This is a genomic window from Leifsonia sp. Y878, from assembly GCF_057669685.1.
Genome location: NZ_JBYHFS010000001.1, coordinates 378874 through 395041 on the forward strand (window position 1 = coordinate 378874; position 16168 = coordinate 395041).

13 protein-coding genes are annotated in these 16168 nt (G+C 61.6%); 12 read left to right on the forward strand and 1 reads right to left on the reverse strand.

The genetic code is table 11. From position 1 onward, the window contains the following. The first annotated feature begins 11 nt into the window (after nt 1-11). The 12 genes from AC25Y4_RS01745 (at nt 12) to AC25Y4_RS01800 (ending at nt 14995) form a co-directional block, all read left to right on the forward strand. Nucleotides 12-4541 carry a type VII secretion EssC family protein gene (locus tag AC25Y4_RS01745; RefSeq protein ID WP_488118642.1) on the forward strand — a complete coding sequence of 1510 codons (4530 nt, stop codon included), beginning with the start codon at nt 12-14 and terminating at the stop codon, nt 4539-4541. A 181-nt stretch (nt 4542-4722) separates the two neighbouring features. After that, on the forward strand, nt 4723-5016 hold the full coding sequence (locus AC25Y4_RS01750) for a WXG100 family type VII secretion target (protein WP_488118643.1): 294 nt from the start codon (nt 4723-4725) through the stop codon (nt 5014-5016). Between the two features lie 38 nt (nt 5017-5054). Further along, entirely contained in the window at nt 5055-5570 is a 516-nt protein-coding gene (locus AC25Y4_RS01755; RefSeq protein WP_488118644.1) for a hypothetical protein, read from the forward strand. 290 nt (nt 5571-5860) lie between these two features. Then, nucleotides 5861-7270, forward strand: coding sequence for a DNA/RNA non-specific endonuclease (locus AC25Y4_RS01760; RefSeq protein WP_488118645.1), 1410 nt, complete (start codon nt 5861-5863; stop codon nt 7268-7270). A gap of 16 nt (nt 7271-7286) precedes the next feature. After that, complete coding sequence (locus tag AC25Y4_RS01765; RefSeq protein ID WP_488118646.1) at nt 7287-7730, forward strand: hypothetical protein; 444 nt, start codon at nt 7287-7289, stop codon at nt 7728-7730. A gap of 168 nt (nt 7731-7898) precedes the next feature. Continuing rightward, complete coding sequence (locus AC25Y4_RS01770) at nt 7899-8438, forward strand: type VII secretion system-associated protein (protein ID WP_488118647.1); 540 nt, start codon at nt 7899-7901, stop codon at nt 8436-8438. 25 nt (nt 8439-8463) lie between these two features. Continuing rightward, nucleotides 8464-9090: a hypothetical protein gene (locus AC25Y4_RS01775; protein ID WP_488118648.1), complete on the forward strand. Its 627-nt coding sequence runs from the start codon at nt 8464-8466 to the stop codon at nt 9088-9090. A gap of 379 nt (nt 9091-9469) precedes the next feature. Next, the gene (locus AC25Y4_RS01780) at nt 9470-9928 is read left to right on the forward strand and encodes a magnetosome magnetite crystal formation protein family (protein WP_488118649.1); all 459 of its coding nucleotides are present in this window, start codon (nt 9470-9472) and stop codon (nt 9926-9928) included. Nucleotides 9929-10019: 91 nt separating this feature from the next. Further along, the gene (locus AC25Y4_RS01785) at nt 10020-10607 is read left to right on the forward strand and encodes a suppressor of fused domain protein (protein ID WP_488118650.1); all 588 of its coding nucleotides are present in this window, start codon (nt 10020-10022) and stop codon (nt 10605-10607) included. 188 nt (nt 10608-10795) lie between these two features. Next, entirely contained in the window at nt 10796-12547 is a 1752-nt protein-coding gene (locus AC25Y4_RS01790; RefSeq protein WP_488118651.1) for an FAD-binding protein, read from the forward strand. 251 nt (nt 12548-12798) lie between these two features. Further along, complete coding sequence (locus AC25Y4_RS01795; RefSeq protein WP_488118652.1) at nt 12799-14529, forward strand: cation:proton antiporter; 1731 nt, start codon at nt 12799-12801, stop codon at nt 14527-14529. A gap of 169 nt (nt 14530-14698) precedes the next feature. Further along, nucleotides 14699-14995 (forward strand): putative quinol monooxygenase, encoded by a 297-nt coding sequence (locus tag AC25Y4_RS01800; protein ID WP_488118653.1) that lies wholly within the window; start codon nt 14699-14701, stop codon nt 14993-14995. Nucleotides 14996-14999: 4 nt separating this feature from the next. Here AC25Y4_RS01800 and AC25Y4_RS01805 read toward each other — a convergent pair whose 3' ends face one another. Continuing rightward, a complete protein-coding gene (locus AC25Y4_RS01805) occupies nt 15000-16148 on the reverse strand; it encodes an XdhC family protein (RefSeq protein ID WP_488118654.1) in 1149 nt (382 codons plus the stop codon). Nucleotides 16149-16168 lie beyond the last annotated feature (20 nt).

Here is a 16168-nt window from a genome sequence, read left to right on the forward strand (position 1 = left end):
AAGATGTCACCTTGACCGCCGATGTCACGGCGACGGTGGGCGAGGTTGCGCGCGGATTGGTTCGTGCCGGGGCCGGCGATCCTCGGCTCTTGAGCTTTGCCGTTCACCGGCACGCGCCGTTGACTCTCCGGGCAGTGTTCCCAAATCGGCCCGGACTGATCCTGGACGGGGGTGATCCGCTCGGCAAATCTGGCATCCAGTCAGGCAGCATGGTTGAGCCGGTACTTGAGTCGAGCCCAGGCGATGGGCAGCGGACGAAGTCGCCGGTTGCAACGGTAACGGTGCTTTCGGGGGAACAGTCGGGGGTCGCCTTCAGCATCGTGCAGGGCGAGAACTTTATCGGCCGCGACCGGGCAAACCGGGTTGAGCTGCATGACCCAAGCGTGTCGAGACAACATGCGGTGCTGCGTGCGGAAGACGGGGCGCTGACGTTCGAGGACCTGGGTTCTGCGAACAGCAGCTTCCTGCTGGATAGCACGAGTGCCGGTCAGAAACCGGTCACCACGGTACTGATTCAACGAAGTAGCGTCCTCGTGTTGGGTGACGTGCAGGTGCGCATCGAGGTGGGGCCGCCAGCTGTGGCAGGGCCGGACCTTGAGGCGTTCGTTGCGCACTTGCAGTCGCCCCGCGTGGATCCGGTGCACATCCCGGAGCCGATCACTCTTCCTTCTCCGCCTGACCCACCGGAGCCTGCACGCTTCCCGCTGATCGCGATGCTCGCACCGCTGGCGATGGGCGCTGTGCTGTTCATGGTGACGCAGTCTGCCCTCAGCCTGATCTTCATCGCCCTCTCGCCGATCATCATGCTGGGCACCTGGTTTGATAACCGGCTGACGCGTCGGCGGACCTTCCGTGAAAAGCAGAAAGAGTTTGACGAGGGTCTGCAGCTTGCGACGGATGAGCTGACGGTGGCTCGCGACACGGAGCACCAAGCACGCAATCGTGAATCCGTGTCTCCTGCCGAACTGCTGACGCTGCCGTCTCAACCAAATGGGTTGCTGTGGACCCGCAGGCCGGAGCACCGCGCGTTTCTCGAACTGCGCCTCGGAAGGGCGGAGATGCCGAGCCGCAAACAGATCGAGATGCCTGCCAGGGGGAAGATTCCTGCGGAGATCTGGAAGCAGTTGACCGCCGTTCAAGACGAGTTCAGCACCATCGCCGATGTTCCAGTGTTGGAACGGCTAGATCGGTGTGGATCTCTGGGCGTCGCGGGTCCGCGGCTCTGGTCGGAGTCGGTGGCGAGGTCCCTGCTCGTACAGCTGCTTGCGCTGCATTCTCCGGCGGATCTCACTTTCACCGTGTTTGCTGATCGAGGGCAGTCGCAGTCGAGTTGGGCCTGGCTCAAGTGGCTCCCGCACGCCGATTCAGCGTATAGTCCGCTTCCGGTGCCTCACCTCGCCGACGATGAGCGCAGCTCGGCAGTCCTGCTGACCGCGCTCGAAGGTTTGATCGCGACGCGTGCGACCGCTGCTCGCGGTGCGACGGTCAGATCACGAGTGGATGACAGTGCGTCCGATTCGAGCGAACGGCTCGCACCGGTGTCCTCGCCGGCGCCGACACCGGCCGTCGTTGTGCTCGTGCTTGCTGACTCAGAAGTTGAGCGCGCCCGGCTGGTTGGGCTCGCGGAAGACGGTGCCGACGTTGGAGTGCACCTCATCTGGGTTGCCGAGCACTTGGGCGCGGTACCTGCTGCGTGCCGCACGACAGTTGAGGTGCAGGACAACACCTGGCGGGTGCACTTTGTGCGTCAGGGCGAGATGGTGGCCCTGAGCCAAATCGATGCTGTGGACGCGCCGGTTGCCGAGACGTTTGGGCGGGCGATCGCACCGTTTGTGGATGCCGGTGCGCGAGTGCTTGATGAGAGTGATTTCCCGCGTTCTGTGACACTTGGACAGATTTTGCCGCGCGATGTGATGGGTGCCAGTGAGGCGGTGCTCTCTAACTGGCGTTCCACAGACAGCCTGGTGTCGCACTGGGAGTCGGGCCGGGAACGCGAGCCGGGTCAGCTCACAGCGGTTGTCGGGCAAGGTGGTGCAGGAACGGTCGCGCTCGATCTGCGCGTACATGGCCCGCACGCGTTGGTCGGTGGCACGACAGGATCTGGCAAATCGGAGTTCTTGCAGACCTGGATCTTGTCGTTGGCTGCGCAATATTCACCGGACCGGCTGACGTTCTTGCTCGTTGACTACAAGGGTGGTGCCGCATTCGCAGAATGCACGACCCTTCCGCATACGGTCGGCCTGGTTACCGACCTCAACACCCACCTCGTGCGCCGGGCATTGACCTCACTCCGGGCGGAGCTGCGGTATCGGGAGGAGCTGTTGGCTGCGAAGGGAGCGAAGGACCTCATCGCCCTCGAACGCCGATCTGACCCGGACGCCCCGCCGGCGCTCGTGATCGTGATCGACGAATTTGCTGCGTTGGTGAGCGAGATCCCTGAGTTCGTGGACGGTGTGATTGATGTGGCGCAACGAGGTCGCTCGCTCGGCTTACACCTCGTACTGGCGACCCAGCGGCCAGCCGGCGTGATCAAGGACAATCTACGGGCGAACACGAACTTGCGAATCGGGTTGCGCATGGCTGACCCGGCCGACAGCACAGATGTGTTGGGGGTGACGGATGCGGCGGAGTTCGCACCTGACACTCCGGGTCGTGCTGCGGTCAAGATTGGTGCGGGCAGGCTCACCCACTTCCAGACTGGTTACCTCGGCGGCCGCTCTGAAGCCCAGCACCTGGAACCCGTCGAGGTCCGAACGCTGGGTTTCGGCGAGCATGCACCCTGGGCATTGCAGCCGGAGGTGCGAAGCCAGCGTCGCAGCGCGAAGAAGGGTCCCCGCGACATCGAAGTGCTCACCGCGCACATTCAGCAAGCCGCAACGGGAGCGCAGGTGTCATCGCCACGCAAACCCTGGGTAGACCAACTGCCAGAGACTGTCTCGCTCGAGGCGCTTCTCGTGCCACGGCCTGCCATGGACCGCTCTTCACAGGCACAAGGCGGCCCGTTGAGCATCATTGCCGGACTGATTGATGAGCCGCATCTGCAACGCCAGTCGCCGTACATCTGCGGGCTCGGCGAGGTGGGCAACGTTGCGATTTATGGTGGCGGTGGAAGCGGAAAGACAACCGCACTTCTGACGATCGCGGCCGCGACGATCGCGGCCGACCCCAGCACTCACATCTATGGCATTGATGCGAGCGGTGGCCGACTGGACATCCTCGCGCAGCTTCCCAATACAGGCGACATCCTTCTAAGCGACGAGCGCGACCGGGTTGTTCGCCTGCTCAGAATGTTGCGCTCCCTTGTAGTCGACCGTGCCGCCGCACAGCTGGCTTCGCCGCCGGTGCTGCTCCTTATTGATGGATTCTCGGCTTTCCGGGATGCCTATGAACACCTCGGAGGCGGGGCAGACCCATTCGCAGACCTTGTGGAGATCACTCGGTCGGGCCGAAATGTCGGCGTTCACGTTGTCTTCACGTCAGAGCGCGCAAGCGGGTTCCCCGCGTCACTGGCCTCAAGCATCCCGGAGCGCCTGGTTCTCCGGCTGGCCGCTGAGAGTGACTATCAGATGCTCGGCGTCTCAGCTGGCATCTTCGAGGGCGCTCCCGCGGGCCGCGCCGTTCGTATTGGTGCAGACGACGAGATCCAACTCGCGGTCCCCGGGGCAAGTAATGATCCCGCGGACACAGATGCGGCGTTTGCACGGTTGGCCGATCAGCAGCGTTTGGTGCCAGGGCTTGCGCCTGCGCCGGTGCCCCGCATCCCGGAGGCGATTCAGAGAATTGACCTGAGGGCGCCCGCGCTGGCGGGTGCGCCCTTTGCGATCGACACCGTGCAACTCCAACCTTTCGCCGCTCCGAATGGCGGATTCCTGCTGGTCACGGGGCCGGCCGGTTCTGGCCGAACAACAGCGATCGCTTCACTTCTGGAAGCGTTTGAAGTACAAGCTCGTGCGGCGGGGCAGCTGCTTGATGCGGTCCTCATTTCCCCGAATCGATCGACTCTGCGTCACCTGCCGGTCTGGCAGGAGATCGCTGATTCGCCAGAGCGCCGCGAGGTCGTCATCGAAAACTTGACGCGGTCCCTGGGTGGAAGCGCGCCCGCCGCTGTTGGCTTGTCTCTTTTGCCGCTGATCGGTACAAGCCTTCCTCTCGCCGCAACACCGCCCGCTGAACCAGTGACTGCACCGGAATTCCCAATGCCGGGACATCGTGGGGTGGTTGTGATCGAAGACATCGGTGGGTTTGACGGAAGCGGCAATGAGCGTGCTCTGGCCCAGCTCCTCAAACTTCTGCGTCGGAGCGAGCTGACCGTCATCGTCGAGGGTGAAAACGCGACGCTGGGCACAGTGTGGGAGCTTGCGAGTCCGCTGCGCGGGGCCCGCTGGGCACTTGCTCTGCAGCCTGACGCCAACGACGCGCCGAGCGTGTTCACGACCCCATTCACCCATGCGCGTCGCGCGAACTTCCCACCGGGCCGAGGCTTCCTCATCGAAAGCGGAAAACTCACCGGGGTGCACATTGCGCTGCCGGCACGTTTGTGATGCGACGCATCTGTTCAGGTAACTTGTGCAGATGAACACGGCGCCTGTAGGTTGTAGCCGATTGGCCAATGCGAGCAGACCGTAAGTTTGCGCGCTGTGATTGGCAGTTCCGGGGGGATCTATGATTCCGGATGCATTTAACCGTTATCTAGCTACTGCTTATTGAAAGAGGCCCGCTTCTATGTCGAATATCAAGGTCAGCTACGCCGAGATCGAGACCGCAGCAACCCAGTTGGGTGCGGGTCGTGACGAGATCACAACGAAGTTACAGAACATGCAGACCCAGATCGGCCAGCTCGTTTCCTCGGGCTTCGTCACCGATCAGGCGTCGGGCAAGTTCAACGACGCTTACACGAAGTACACGACGAGCGCGAACACGCTGATCTCACAGTTGAACGAGATCCAGCAGTTCCTGACCGGGACCGCGAACGCGATGCGCGACCTCGATTCTCAAATCGCCTCGAAGATCAACTGACACGTCGAGGTATGTCGCCGAGCGAACGAGCGTCGCCTGTGCCTAGCGCGGCCAATGCTGTGACGCCGGAAGGTGATCAAGTTGAGCGTCCGCTTCTTGTAGAGTTCGCCGAGCTATGGAGTCGGGGGCTTGCCGACACAGGCAAACTTTGGCAACTGTTTGACCTCAGCGAGATGTATCTGCATCGTCCGGACTACTTCGGGGCGCCGGTGTTCACTGTGACTGGTCAGCTCGTTTCCCCGGTGTTTTCGAGCCAAGAAAAACTCGCGCGCTTCATGGTTGCAGAAGATCAGATTGACCTGGACAATGCCGAGGATGGGTACGACTGGGTTCGCCTAACCGGCATAAAATTCTTCGGCCTTCCTGTTCGAGCCAGGCATCTGTTCATCGATCCTGGTTCAGAGCATGGCGTGGTCGTAGACCTGCGTTCCCGAGAAACGCCACCTCCGATCACGAACGGTGCGCCGCCGATCGCTATCGATCTTGAGTTGTTACCCGATGGAAGTATCAGTGGCGGTCCCCATAATTTGGGTGCTGCAGTTCCGGAGAAGTGAATGAGTACCTTTCAGTGCTCGCCGCAGCAGTTGCGGAATGCAGCGACCAACGCGACAACGATCGGAAACGCGATCGGAACGCATCCCGTGCACAACTTGTCGAGCGGCAATCTGGGCCATGCGGAAGTCGCGGCTGCTCTTGTCGCTTTCCGGTCGGCATGGTCCGGTGAGTTCCAGCTGCGTGGGAACGCGGCCAGTGAAGCTTCGCGGCTTCTCACCGGTGCTGCAGCTGACACGAGTCGTCTGGACACGCTCCTATCGAATGCAGCATCCGGGCTTGGGATGAGCCGATGATCTCCGGCAGTTCATCGGTTGAAACGGTTCTTCCCGGGAGCCCCACGGCGATCTCTACGGTTCTGGAGGCGGTAGGTGCCGGTGCTGGCCCTGCACGCGCCGTCACCAGTGCTTGGCAGACGATGTCCCTGCCCGAGTGGCACGGGCGCGCAGCGTCCAGCTGGGAATCGTTCGTCCCCCGGGAAACAGCGCGGACCGGCAAAGCGCCGGCCGCGTTCAGTAGGGCTGCGTCGGCCATGCTCCGGTACCAGTCGGCATTCCTCTCGGCGCGGGCGGAAATCGAGGCGGCGATTCAGGACGCGGCCAGGGCCGAGAATGCCACCGCGGCCGCGCTCCAAGAGCACCGTGCGGCGAAGCGAAGGGCCTACGCCGCCGAGCCGGGAACGCGAGAGGCGGTGGTCGCCCCGTTCAGAGACCCTGGTGCGGTGGCACTCTCAAGCGCGCAGGCCCGCGCACAAACTGCACTTGCCGGCTTCACGCGGTCCGGTGATGAAATTGCTGCCGAGATACGCGCAGCGGCCGGGCAGACTTCGAATGAGAAACCCGGAATCGAATGGTGGGATCAGATCCTCCAGTTCCCCGGACGATTCGTCGAAGGAGTCATCCTCCAGGTCGGGGACACAGTTGTTGGCGCGTGGGACATGCTGCCGATCAAGTACATGTTCGACGACTGGTTCGGTGGCGGCAAATCGTGGTGGGATCAATACGTCGGCGATCTCTGGGGCGGCATTATTGGCGCGATAGTCGAGGACCCTGGGGGCGTGGCCAAAGCGCTGTGGGACGATTTCATCGCTGCCGACCAGTGGGACGAATATGCCGGCGAAGGGACAGGGCGAGTCACTACCAACGTTGCGCTTCTCCTGCTTGGTGGGGCAGGCGTGCTCAAGACCCTCAAGGGGCTGAAAGGCATCAAGAGTGCTGAGATTGCGGGTGTGACGCTCAGAAATGGTGAGCACTTCAACTCAGATGGCACGCTCAAACCAAATGTCACGTACAAGACCGGTGAGTTCGAGTACATCTACACGACCGATAAGAACGGCCACATCTCGAGCTTCCATGCGGACGATCTGAATCTGAAAACGCATGAGGGCCGGCTTCCGCATAATCCGAAAACGCCAGGCAAACTCCCGGGCGACCACGCAGGGCACCTCGCGGGGGATCGATTTGGTGGATCACCAGAGCTCGACAACATAGTCTCGCAGCTGAAAAACGTGAACCTTAGTCAGTACCGCCGAATTGAGGAACAGTGGGCCAAGGCACTAAAACCAGAGCAGCCGGGCGGGCCAAAGAAGGTCTCCGTCGATATGAGAATAGAAACCGATCCTGCGACGGGGCGGCCGGTTAGGTTCGACGTTGAGTATACGATTGACAACCGCTTCTTCGAGCGCTCATTGATGAATGAATAGAATTTGGGGCAGACAAATGGATTCCTTAGAGGAACTTCTCGCAGACGCCCAATCCGAGATGATCGCAGTGTGCCTAGAGTACGCGGGCAAATCGGCGAGCGACATTTTCATCTACGGTTCGATTGAGGACCGGACTGTCTTCTTTGACCCGTTCTTTGTTGTCCACGGGCAAGTAGTGGCCCGAGAGAGCCTTCCCGGAGTAGATACATCTATCCCTCGTCAACGGGCGATGGTGAAGTACGGGAACGAGCAGCTTAGGCGCTTGTACGACGCTGGTAAGGATTCGGGGACTGCCATACCTACGCAGCTCAAGCTCCATTATTCCGTTCAAGCGGGTTCGCTCGATGCGGAGTTCGAGTACGAACCGCAGTATTCCCACGATGCAACGTTGGACAGTTCTGAGCTGAGTAGCACTTGGCAGAGCGAAGTCCAGTTGTCGCTCGCCAAAGAGCAAGGTTAGCCCGCGCCCATCCTCGGGCCGGGAGCGAAGCCGGGATTTGATGCAGAACTCGACTTGCGACCTTTGGGCCTCGGTGGAGGACAGGTCTAGGGCGTCGAGTTCCCCGCGTAAGGATCGATCCACCGGTCCGCTTTCGCAACTGTTATTCGCAACTGTTAGGGGTAAGCCGTGAACGTCAACGATCGTTTCATTCCGCCGATTACGTCTGCGCTCCGCCAACTCGCCGCGCAGAGTCCTGGCGCGTGGGTCTATGTCGTTGACCCTGAACTCAACGCGAATGAGGAGGTTCCGCCTGCAGGGATCGAGGGAGCGTGGAAGGTCTCTGAGGAGGGAGAAATCACCGGCGACTTCGTTCCAAACCCGGACTATCGTCCATCGCCGACTGCGCTCGGTTGGCCTGAAGCTAGGAATCGACTTGAACGGTTCGTTCAGCTTCATGCCGCTGGCCTTGTGGGTGACGAGACACTTTCTGAGGAGTTCCTCCGGGCAGTGGTCTGGGTTCCAACTGGCTCGCATGAATTTGCCCCGGGTCAATTTCCGGAGGAAATTCGGGCCTACACCGACGAAGATGTCGCAATTGCTGCAGGAGTCACCGATCTACGCAGCGTCTTGGGTGGGTCGCTGGTATCCGCGGCGGATGCTGTCCGGGTCCAGTTGAACCCGGACGCGATTGTCAATGCGAGTTTTATCGTGAGACGACTTCCCTAGGAACGCTTGATTGGGTTATCTATCTATGAGCTCTTTTCTCCTCGAGCCTGACGTGCCCTTCGGTCTTGGCGACGGTGCTGAATTTGACCAAGACCCGGCCGCACTGGTCCAAGGTGTGAAGCCATTTGCTCGAGTTGATCTGGTCCTGTGGGAGATGCCTGTTTCGGACTTGTCGACGATCCAAGGGCTCTATCTCGTGACTCCACAATTGGCGTCGACTCTTGACGGGTTCACAGGGCTTGAAAGCAGCCCGTTTACGCTCGCTTTCGAGTCGCAGATGGCTGAGCTCGGAACATTCGATGGGATGACTCTTCCGGATCTTGTGTGTTTGGCAGTCACTGGAGTAATCGGTGTGGATGACTTCGCTCATGTTCCTGGCGTGCCCGGGCTCATTGTCAACGAGAGAACAATGGAGCATCTCAAGAAGTTCAATCCTGACCGTTGCGTGATCTCACCTGTAAATCTGAGCGACTACCGACGAATCGAAAACCAGTGGGCTCGCGCTTTGGACCCGAAGAGGGAAGGCGGACCAGAAAGAGTCTCAGTCGAGGTGAAGATCGAGACTGATCCCGCGACGGGCCGTCCAGTAAAGTTTGAATGGCACACTCTTCTTCGACCCGTTCTTCGTGGTTCGGGGAGAGCTCGTGGCTAAGAGCAAGGTTCCCGGCGTAGACACATCGATCCCACGCCAGAAGTCATTGGTGAACTTTGGGACCGCGCAGCTGAAGCGCCTCTATGACGGTTGCAACGAGTTGGGTGTTGCGATTCCGACTCAGCTCAAGCTCCACTATTCTGCCGAAACGCGGTCATTGGATTCTGACTTCGTGTACACCCCCCAGTACTCGAATGACACTTCGCTCCACAGCATAGATCTCAGCAAGAAATGGCAGTCCGAAGTTGATTCCCGTTTGGGTGACGACCGGTAGCTCTTCTGAGCCCGCTACCAACCTCGGGACGGGAGCGAGTGCGAAGCCCGATCTGATCCAGAATTCGACATGCGGCCTTTTGGCGGAACTAGAATGCAATCCGACATGACATCTCTTCCTTCGGAGCAAATGACGTTCCAGTACTCGCCCGTGCCGAACGCGTCCGGCCGCCGTTTTTGGGGGATTGGGTTCCTCTGGTTTGTTCCGTTCTTTGGCGCGGTGCTTGCTCCGATTTTGCTCGGTGTGTTCGCGGCTAAGAACCGCCGGCACCCGGACTTGCTGGTGCGCGAGAATTCGCGGTGGGCAGCAAACTGGGCGATTACTGTGACGCTTGTCGCAGCGATCGCGGCAGCCCTTGTGTTGTTCAACATGATTTTCGGGCTCGTTCTGACTGGAGATATGCAAGCCAGCCGGGGACTGCCGCCAACGCTTCTCGTGGCGAATGTGCTGGTTTGGGCGGCTTGGATTGGGCACCTCGTTGTGTCCATTGTCGGGGTGTCTTCAGCAGGCACCCGTGTTGTTAACCCGAAGATCGCGATCCCGTTTATCCCGGCGACAAGGTAGTTGCGGGCGAGGGCAAGCATTCCGCCTCTCCGCGAAGCGCCTCACGGACAGCATCGAGCCGAGCTGCTCGTAGACCAAGCATTGGTGATACATGATCAATTCCTATATTGCGCGCGACAAGGCTCTTGCTGGCTTCGGGCAGCATAGTGCGGCACCTGTGGTTGAAAAGTATGAGACTGCCATCTCAGGGCATGCGATCGGCGGGTTTTCCATTCCAGACTGCCCTGCTCGGTCTTTTACTTCGTGGGCTACGGTCGCGATGAGCTTCTTTGATACGGGATATAGGAAAAATAGCGAGAAGCCGGTTGTCACCGAGCTTGTCGGCTGTGCCGCATCAGAATGGACAATCTTCGGTTACGGTCTTGCGTACTGCGCGTTTTATGTTGCTGATGGAGGGCCATCACGACCAGGAACAGTGATTTCCGATGCGTTCGCGAATCACGGGCAGGCGGTGACAACGCCGCACGCCTTGCTTCTTCCGCCGTTCACTTGGGACGAAGGATTCCCGCCTTACGAAGACGAGGATGTCTACGCGACGTGGCTCCAGGTGGTTCCTGCGACCGACGATGAGGCGATGTTCGTCATGGCGCACGGCAGCGAGGCTCTTGAAACACTTTTTGAGCAAGAACAACCTGACCTCTGTGACCTGTCGCGCTCGGGCATGACGCTGCCCAGATAGGCAGCAAGCTGATGTCCCTCGGGTACAAAAGCGACGCTTCGGCGTGGGCGTCGAGTCGAAATCCTCCGTCGACTGAATGTGCGACGTTCCGGTCGCCGAACCGCCTCTTGCGGTACGCATAAAACTGGCGTAACTTTCGGGAAAGTGAGACGCACCGTCTCGGTTTTGCCCGGTCAGAGGAGATCGCAATGCCAGCTTCCGCTCACGACCCAGCCGCCCACGTTTCACCAGGCCACTGGGACGACACCGTCGACTATCTCGTGGCCGGTACGGGCGCCGCCGGCCTCTCGGCCGCGATCACAGCGAAGATCAACGGACTCGACACCCTCGTCGTTGAAAGCGAAGCCCTCTGGGGCGGCACGACGTGCATCTCTGGGGGCGGGCTCTGGGTGCCGAACAATCCGCTCATGAATCGGGATGGCGCGCAGGACTCGATCGACGAAGCGCTCGCCTACATGGATGCCGTGATCGGCGACGTCGGCCCGTGGACGAGCAGGGAACGCAAGCTCGCTTTTCTCACCGCCATCCCGAACTACGTCAATCTGCTCGCCGACGAGGGTGTGAAGTGGTCACGTGCGAAGGACTATCCCGACTACTACCCCGACCTCCCCGGCGGCAAGATCGGCCGCAGCATCGAGGTCACCTCGTTCAACATGCGGAAGCTCAAGGGTTACCAGCGGCTCTCTCGCATGAAGCAGGGTGTCCCTTTGCCTGTCCGCAACGACGACTTTTGGCTACTAAGCCGGGCGTGGTCGTCGCTGGGCGGCTTCGTTCGCGGTGCGCAACTCGTACTGCGGGTGCTCGGGCATGGGATCATCGGCCAGCAGGCTCGCGGCATGGGGCCGGCACTCGCCGGGAATCTCATGCACATTGCGCGCAAGCACGAGATTCCCGTCTGGCTGGAGTCGCCGATCACCGAGGTGCTCATTGAGGACGGCCGCGTCGTTGGAGCGGTTGTGCAGCATGACGGCCAGGAGCGCCGCATCCGCACGCGCCGCGGCATCATGCTCGGCGCCGGAGGCTTTGCCCGCAACACGGCCTGGCGGCAGAAGTACCAGGGCATCCCCGGCTGGTCTGCAGCTCCGGATGGCCAGATGGGCACGGGCATCCAGGTCGGAATGGATGCCGGTGGCGAGATCGCGATGATGGAGGACGCCTGGTGGGGCGCCGGCGTGATTCTGAAGCCCGGCAGCAACAGCTTCATCCTCGGCGAGCGGTCGATGCCGTTCAGCATGGTCGTCGACCAGAAGGGTAGCCGCTACCTCAACGAGTCTGAGTCATACGTCGACTTCGGTCACCACATGCTCGAGCACAACAAGGTCAGCCCGGCCATCCACTCCTGGCTCGTCACCGATTCCCGGCACACCAAGCGCTATCTCAACACATTCGCCCTCGCTGCCAAGAAGGAAATGACCGAGGCCGGTGAAATTGTGATGGCCGACACTATCGAGGAGCTCGTCGCGAAAATCGGCGTCGACCCGGCAACCTTCGCGGAGACGGTCGCCCGTTTCAATCGCTTTGCATCGGCCGGAGTCGACAGGGACTTCCAGCGTGGGCGCACCGCATACGACCGCTACTACGGAGACCCTGGCATCAAGCCCAACCCGAACCTCGGGCCGATTGAGCGCGGGCCGTTCCATGCCTTCAAGGTGTATCCGGGAGACCTCGGCACCAAGGGCGGTCTCGTCACCGACGAGTTCGCACGGGTGCTGCGCACCGACGGGTCGGTGATTGAGGGCCTCTATGCGGCCGGCAACAACACGGCGTCGGTCATGGGACACACCTACCCAGGGCCAGGCGCGAGCATCGCCCCCGCCGGCGTCTTCGGCTACATCGGCGCGCTGCACGCGGCGCAACAGGCGCAGAACCCGGCCGCGCGGGCTGCCGTCGAATTCGTAGAACCGGTGGAGGAGCCCGAGACGCTGGAAGTGGCGTTCTAGCCGCTACTCCGCGGCAGGCGCAATCCTGGTGATGGTGCGGCCACAGTGCGTGCAGACCCTCGGCGCCTGGGCGAGCATGGCTTAACGTTGGTGGTGAGCAGTCACCATTGCGGTCACTTTCCTGAGTAGATCACTCAGTTCGACGCAATATAGTTAGTGCGATCTTAACTAAGTGATTGCTTTCGACACGTCGAAAGGCCTCAGACAATGGATGGGACGCGCGCTATCAGCTCCAAGGACCTGACCGAATAATGGAACTTGGTATCTATGGCGTAATTGGCCTGGCCATCATCGTGGCCGCTGCCGCGTTCTCCAAACGTCTGGGAGTCGCCGCGCCCATCCTGCTGGTGGGCGCCGGCGTCGCGCTCTCGTATATGCCTGGCATGCCGCCGTTCATCCTGCCCAGCGAGGTCGTGCTCGACGTCCTCCTCCCGCCCATTCTCTACGCCGCCGCGATCAGCGTTCCGATCATCGATTTCCGCCGAAACCTGGGAACTATCACGAGCCTGTCCGTGGTCCTGGTCATTGTTACCGCGTTCGGCGTCGGCTTCCTGCTCTACACACTGCTGCCCGACCTCAACTTCGCCGCTGCCGTGGCGCTGGGAGCGATCATCAGTCCACCGGATGCCGTGGCCGCGACATCCGTTGGACGTCGCCTTGGTCTTCCCCCGCGCATCCTCACGATGCTCGAGGGCGAAGGGCTTGTCAACGACGCGACAGCGCTGGTGCTCTTGCGGTCTGCGGTCGCCGTGGCGGGCGGCGCGATCATCAGCCCCTGGGACGGTGTGGTCGACTTCTTCTACGCGGTGGTCCTTGCCATCGCAATCGGGCTGGCAGCCGGCTTCGTCACCGTGTTCGTGCGATCCAAGTTGAACGACCCCGTACTCGACACCGCGATCTCGCTCGCCGTCCCCTTTATCGCGTTCTTGCCCGCAGAGGGAATTCACGCCTCAGGAGTGCTGGCCGTCGTGGTCGCCGGCCTGTACACGGGGCATGCCAGTCCCGCGATCTTCACCGCGCAGTCCAGGGTCAGCGACCGCATCAACTGGCGCACCGTTCAGTTCCTGCTTGAGAACGCAGTCTTCCTCGTCATCGGTCTTGAGATCCGAACGCTCATCGAGAACGTTGCACCGGGAACCATCAGCGCAGCCAATGCGGTGTTCATCGGGCTCATCGCCACGGCTGCGCTGATCGTGCTGCGATTCCTCTGGGTAGGGCCGCTTGTGCTTGGGTTGCACGCACAGGCCGCCCGCACGGAGAAGAAGACGCTCGGCCTCTGGTTGATGCTGGGGTACTTCCGCACTCATCCCAGTACGAGCCGCCTGAAGACCAAGCAACGCATTCGGGCGGAGAAACTCTACGCACGCCGTCGAGCCGATCTCACGCAGCTGCGTGACGAGGCCATCGATTGGCGTGGGGGAATCGTGCTGGGCTGGTCAGGCATGCGAGGTGTAGTCACGCTTGCCGCAGCCCAGTCGCTGCCGGAGGAAACGCCGTACCGCGAGCAGCTCATCCTCATTGCCTTCACCGTCGCCGTGGTGACGCTCGTCGTGCAGGGCGGCACCCTGCCGTTGCTGATCCGTGTGCTCGGCATCCAGGGCGTGGATGAATCGAAGGACCGCGAGCAGCTCGCCACTCTCCTCGATGAGATCAGCTACGACGGACTTGCCGTGCTGGATGACCCCGCGGCAGCGATCAACCATGACGACGTGATCGACCCTGACGTCGTCGAGCGCGTACGCCAATCGTCGTTCCTCCGTTCGGAGTCAGCCTGGGAGCGCGCGAACGACCTGGGCGCCGGCTCTGGGGAGACGCCGCACCGCACCTATCGACAACTCCGGATGGCCGTCGTCGATGCGGAGCGCCAGAGTCTGCTCGCTGCCAGAGGGCGTGGGGACTACCCGTCGCGCATCCTTGCCCAAGCGCAGGCGATGCTCGACCTTGAGGAAACCCGACTGCGTCCACCGCGCTCTGAACACTAGGTCGGGCGGGAACTCCACCCACATCGCGATCGCGATACCAACGCTGGTTCGCGGTGCAGCGTCCCATTGTCCGATCCGAAGCATATTCATACACTCGGATCACGGCCGCCATGGCCGTCACGCAGTCACGCGATGTCGCCGATTGCGAAGCGACGCTGAGGAGACGGTGATGGCACTCAAGTTTGGACTGTTGGTGTTGGTGGAAGCCCAACCGGGTAAAGGGCGAGATGTCTGGGACTTCCTGGCCTCTGCTCGCGAAATCGCGGCCGGGGAACCTGAGACCAAGACCTGGTACGCCTTCAAGATCGACGACACGCACTTTGGAATCTTTGACACGTTCGAGACGGAAGATGGCCGGCAGGCGCACCTCACCGGCGCCATCCCGGCTGCCGTTGCGGAGAACGGGCCACAGCTGCTGGTCGGCGACCCTGACATCAGAAAGATCGACCTCATCGCCGTCACCTAGCTCGCTACAGCGGATCGGGGCTGGCCTCAAGCGGCTCGTCGTGATGGATGCGATCGGTCAGCCTCACCAGGGGTTCTCGGCTGCCGCCCCATTGCAAGGCGATGATCTCGGCCGCGATTGACACCGCGGTTTCTTCCGGCGTGCGCGCGCCCAGATCCAAGCCGATCGGGCTGTGGAGTGCCGACAGTTCAGGCTCGTTTACACCAGCGGCGCGCAGCCGAGCGAGTCTGTCCTCGTGCGTGCGTCGGGATCCCATGGCGCCGATGTAGGCGACCCGTGGGCCGCGCAGGGCCACTTGCAGCAGCGGGACGTCGAACTTGGGATCGTGGGTGAGCACGCAGATCACAGTTCGCGCATCGAGCAGTCTTGTGGCGTACTGCCCTGCGAGGTAGTTGTGCGGCCAAGCCACGATGACCTCAGCCGCGGCAGGGAATCGGGCGGGGGTGGCGAACACTTCGCGGGCATCACACACCGTGACCCTGTAGCCGAGGTAGGTCCCGAGTGTGGCCAGCGCCGCAGCGAAGTCGATGGCGCCAAAGACCAGCATGCGCGGCTTGGGGGCGAAGCTCTGGAAAAACACCCGCATCCCGGTGTCCTGACGTTCCCCGTTGGGCCCATAGGGGAGAGTGCCATTCCTGCCGACCGCCAGCATCCCCTGGGCGTCCTCTCCGACAGCGCGATTCGCCTCCGCTGATCCGAGATCACCGCTGATTGAGTGCGGGCGCACCACAAGATGGCGGCCGATCCAACTGGCATCCGGATGCTCGATCACGGTTGCGACGGCCACCGGCACGTCGTTCCCAATGTCTGTTCCGAGTACGGAAAGGTCGGCGAACGTGTGCGGTGAGATGGGTTCAACGAAAACGTCCAGGATGCCGCCACACGTCAGGCCGACCGAGAAGGCGTCTTCGTCGCTGATGCCGTAGCGCACCAGTTCTGGCTTCCCCTCTGCGATCACCTGGGTGGCCAGCTCGTAGACCGCGCTCTCAACACACCCGCCGGATACGGACCCGACGACTGCCCCCTGCGCGGTGACCAGCATCGATGCCCCGGCAGGCCGCGGTGCCGATTGGAAGGTGCGCACGACCGTTGCCAGTCCGGCCACCTCGCCGGTGTGCCACTCGGCCAACAATGTGTCGAGAACGTCACGCATGGCTGAGGCTCCGTTGCTGC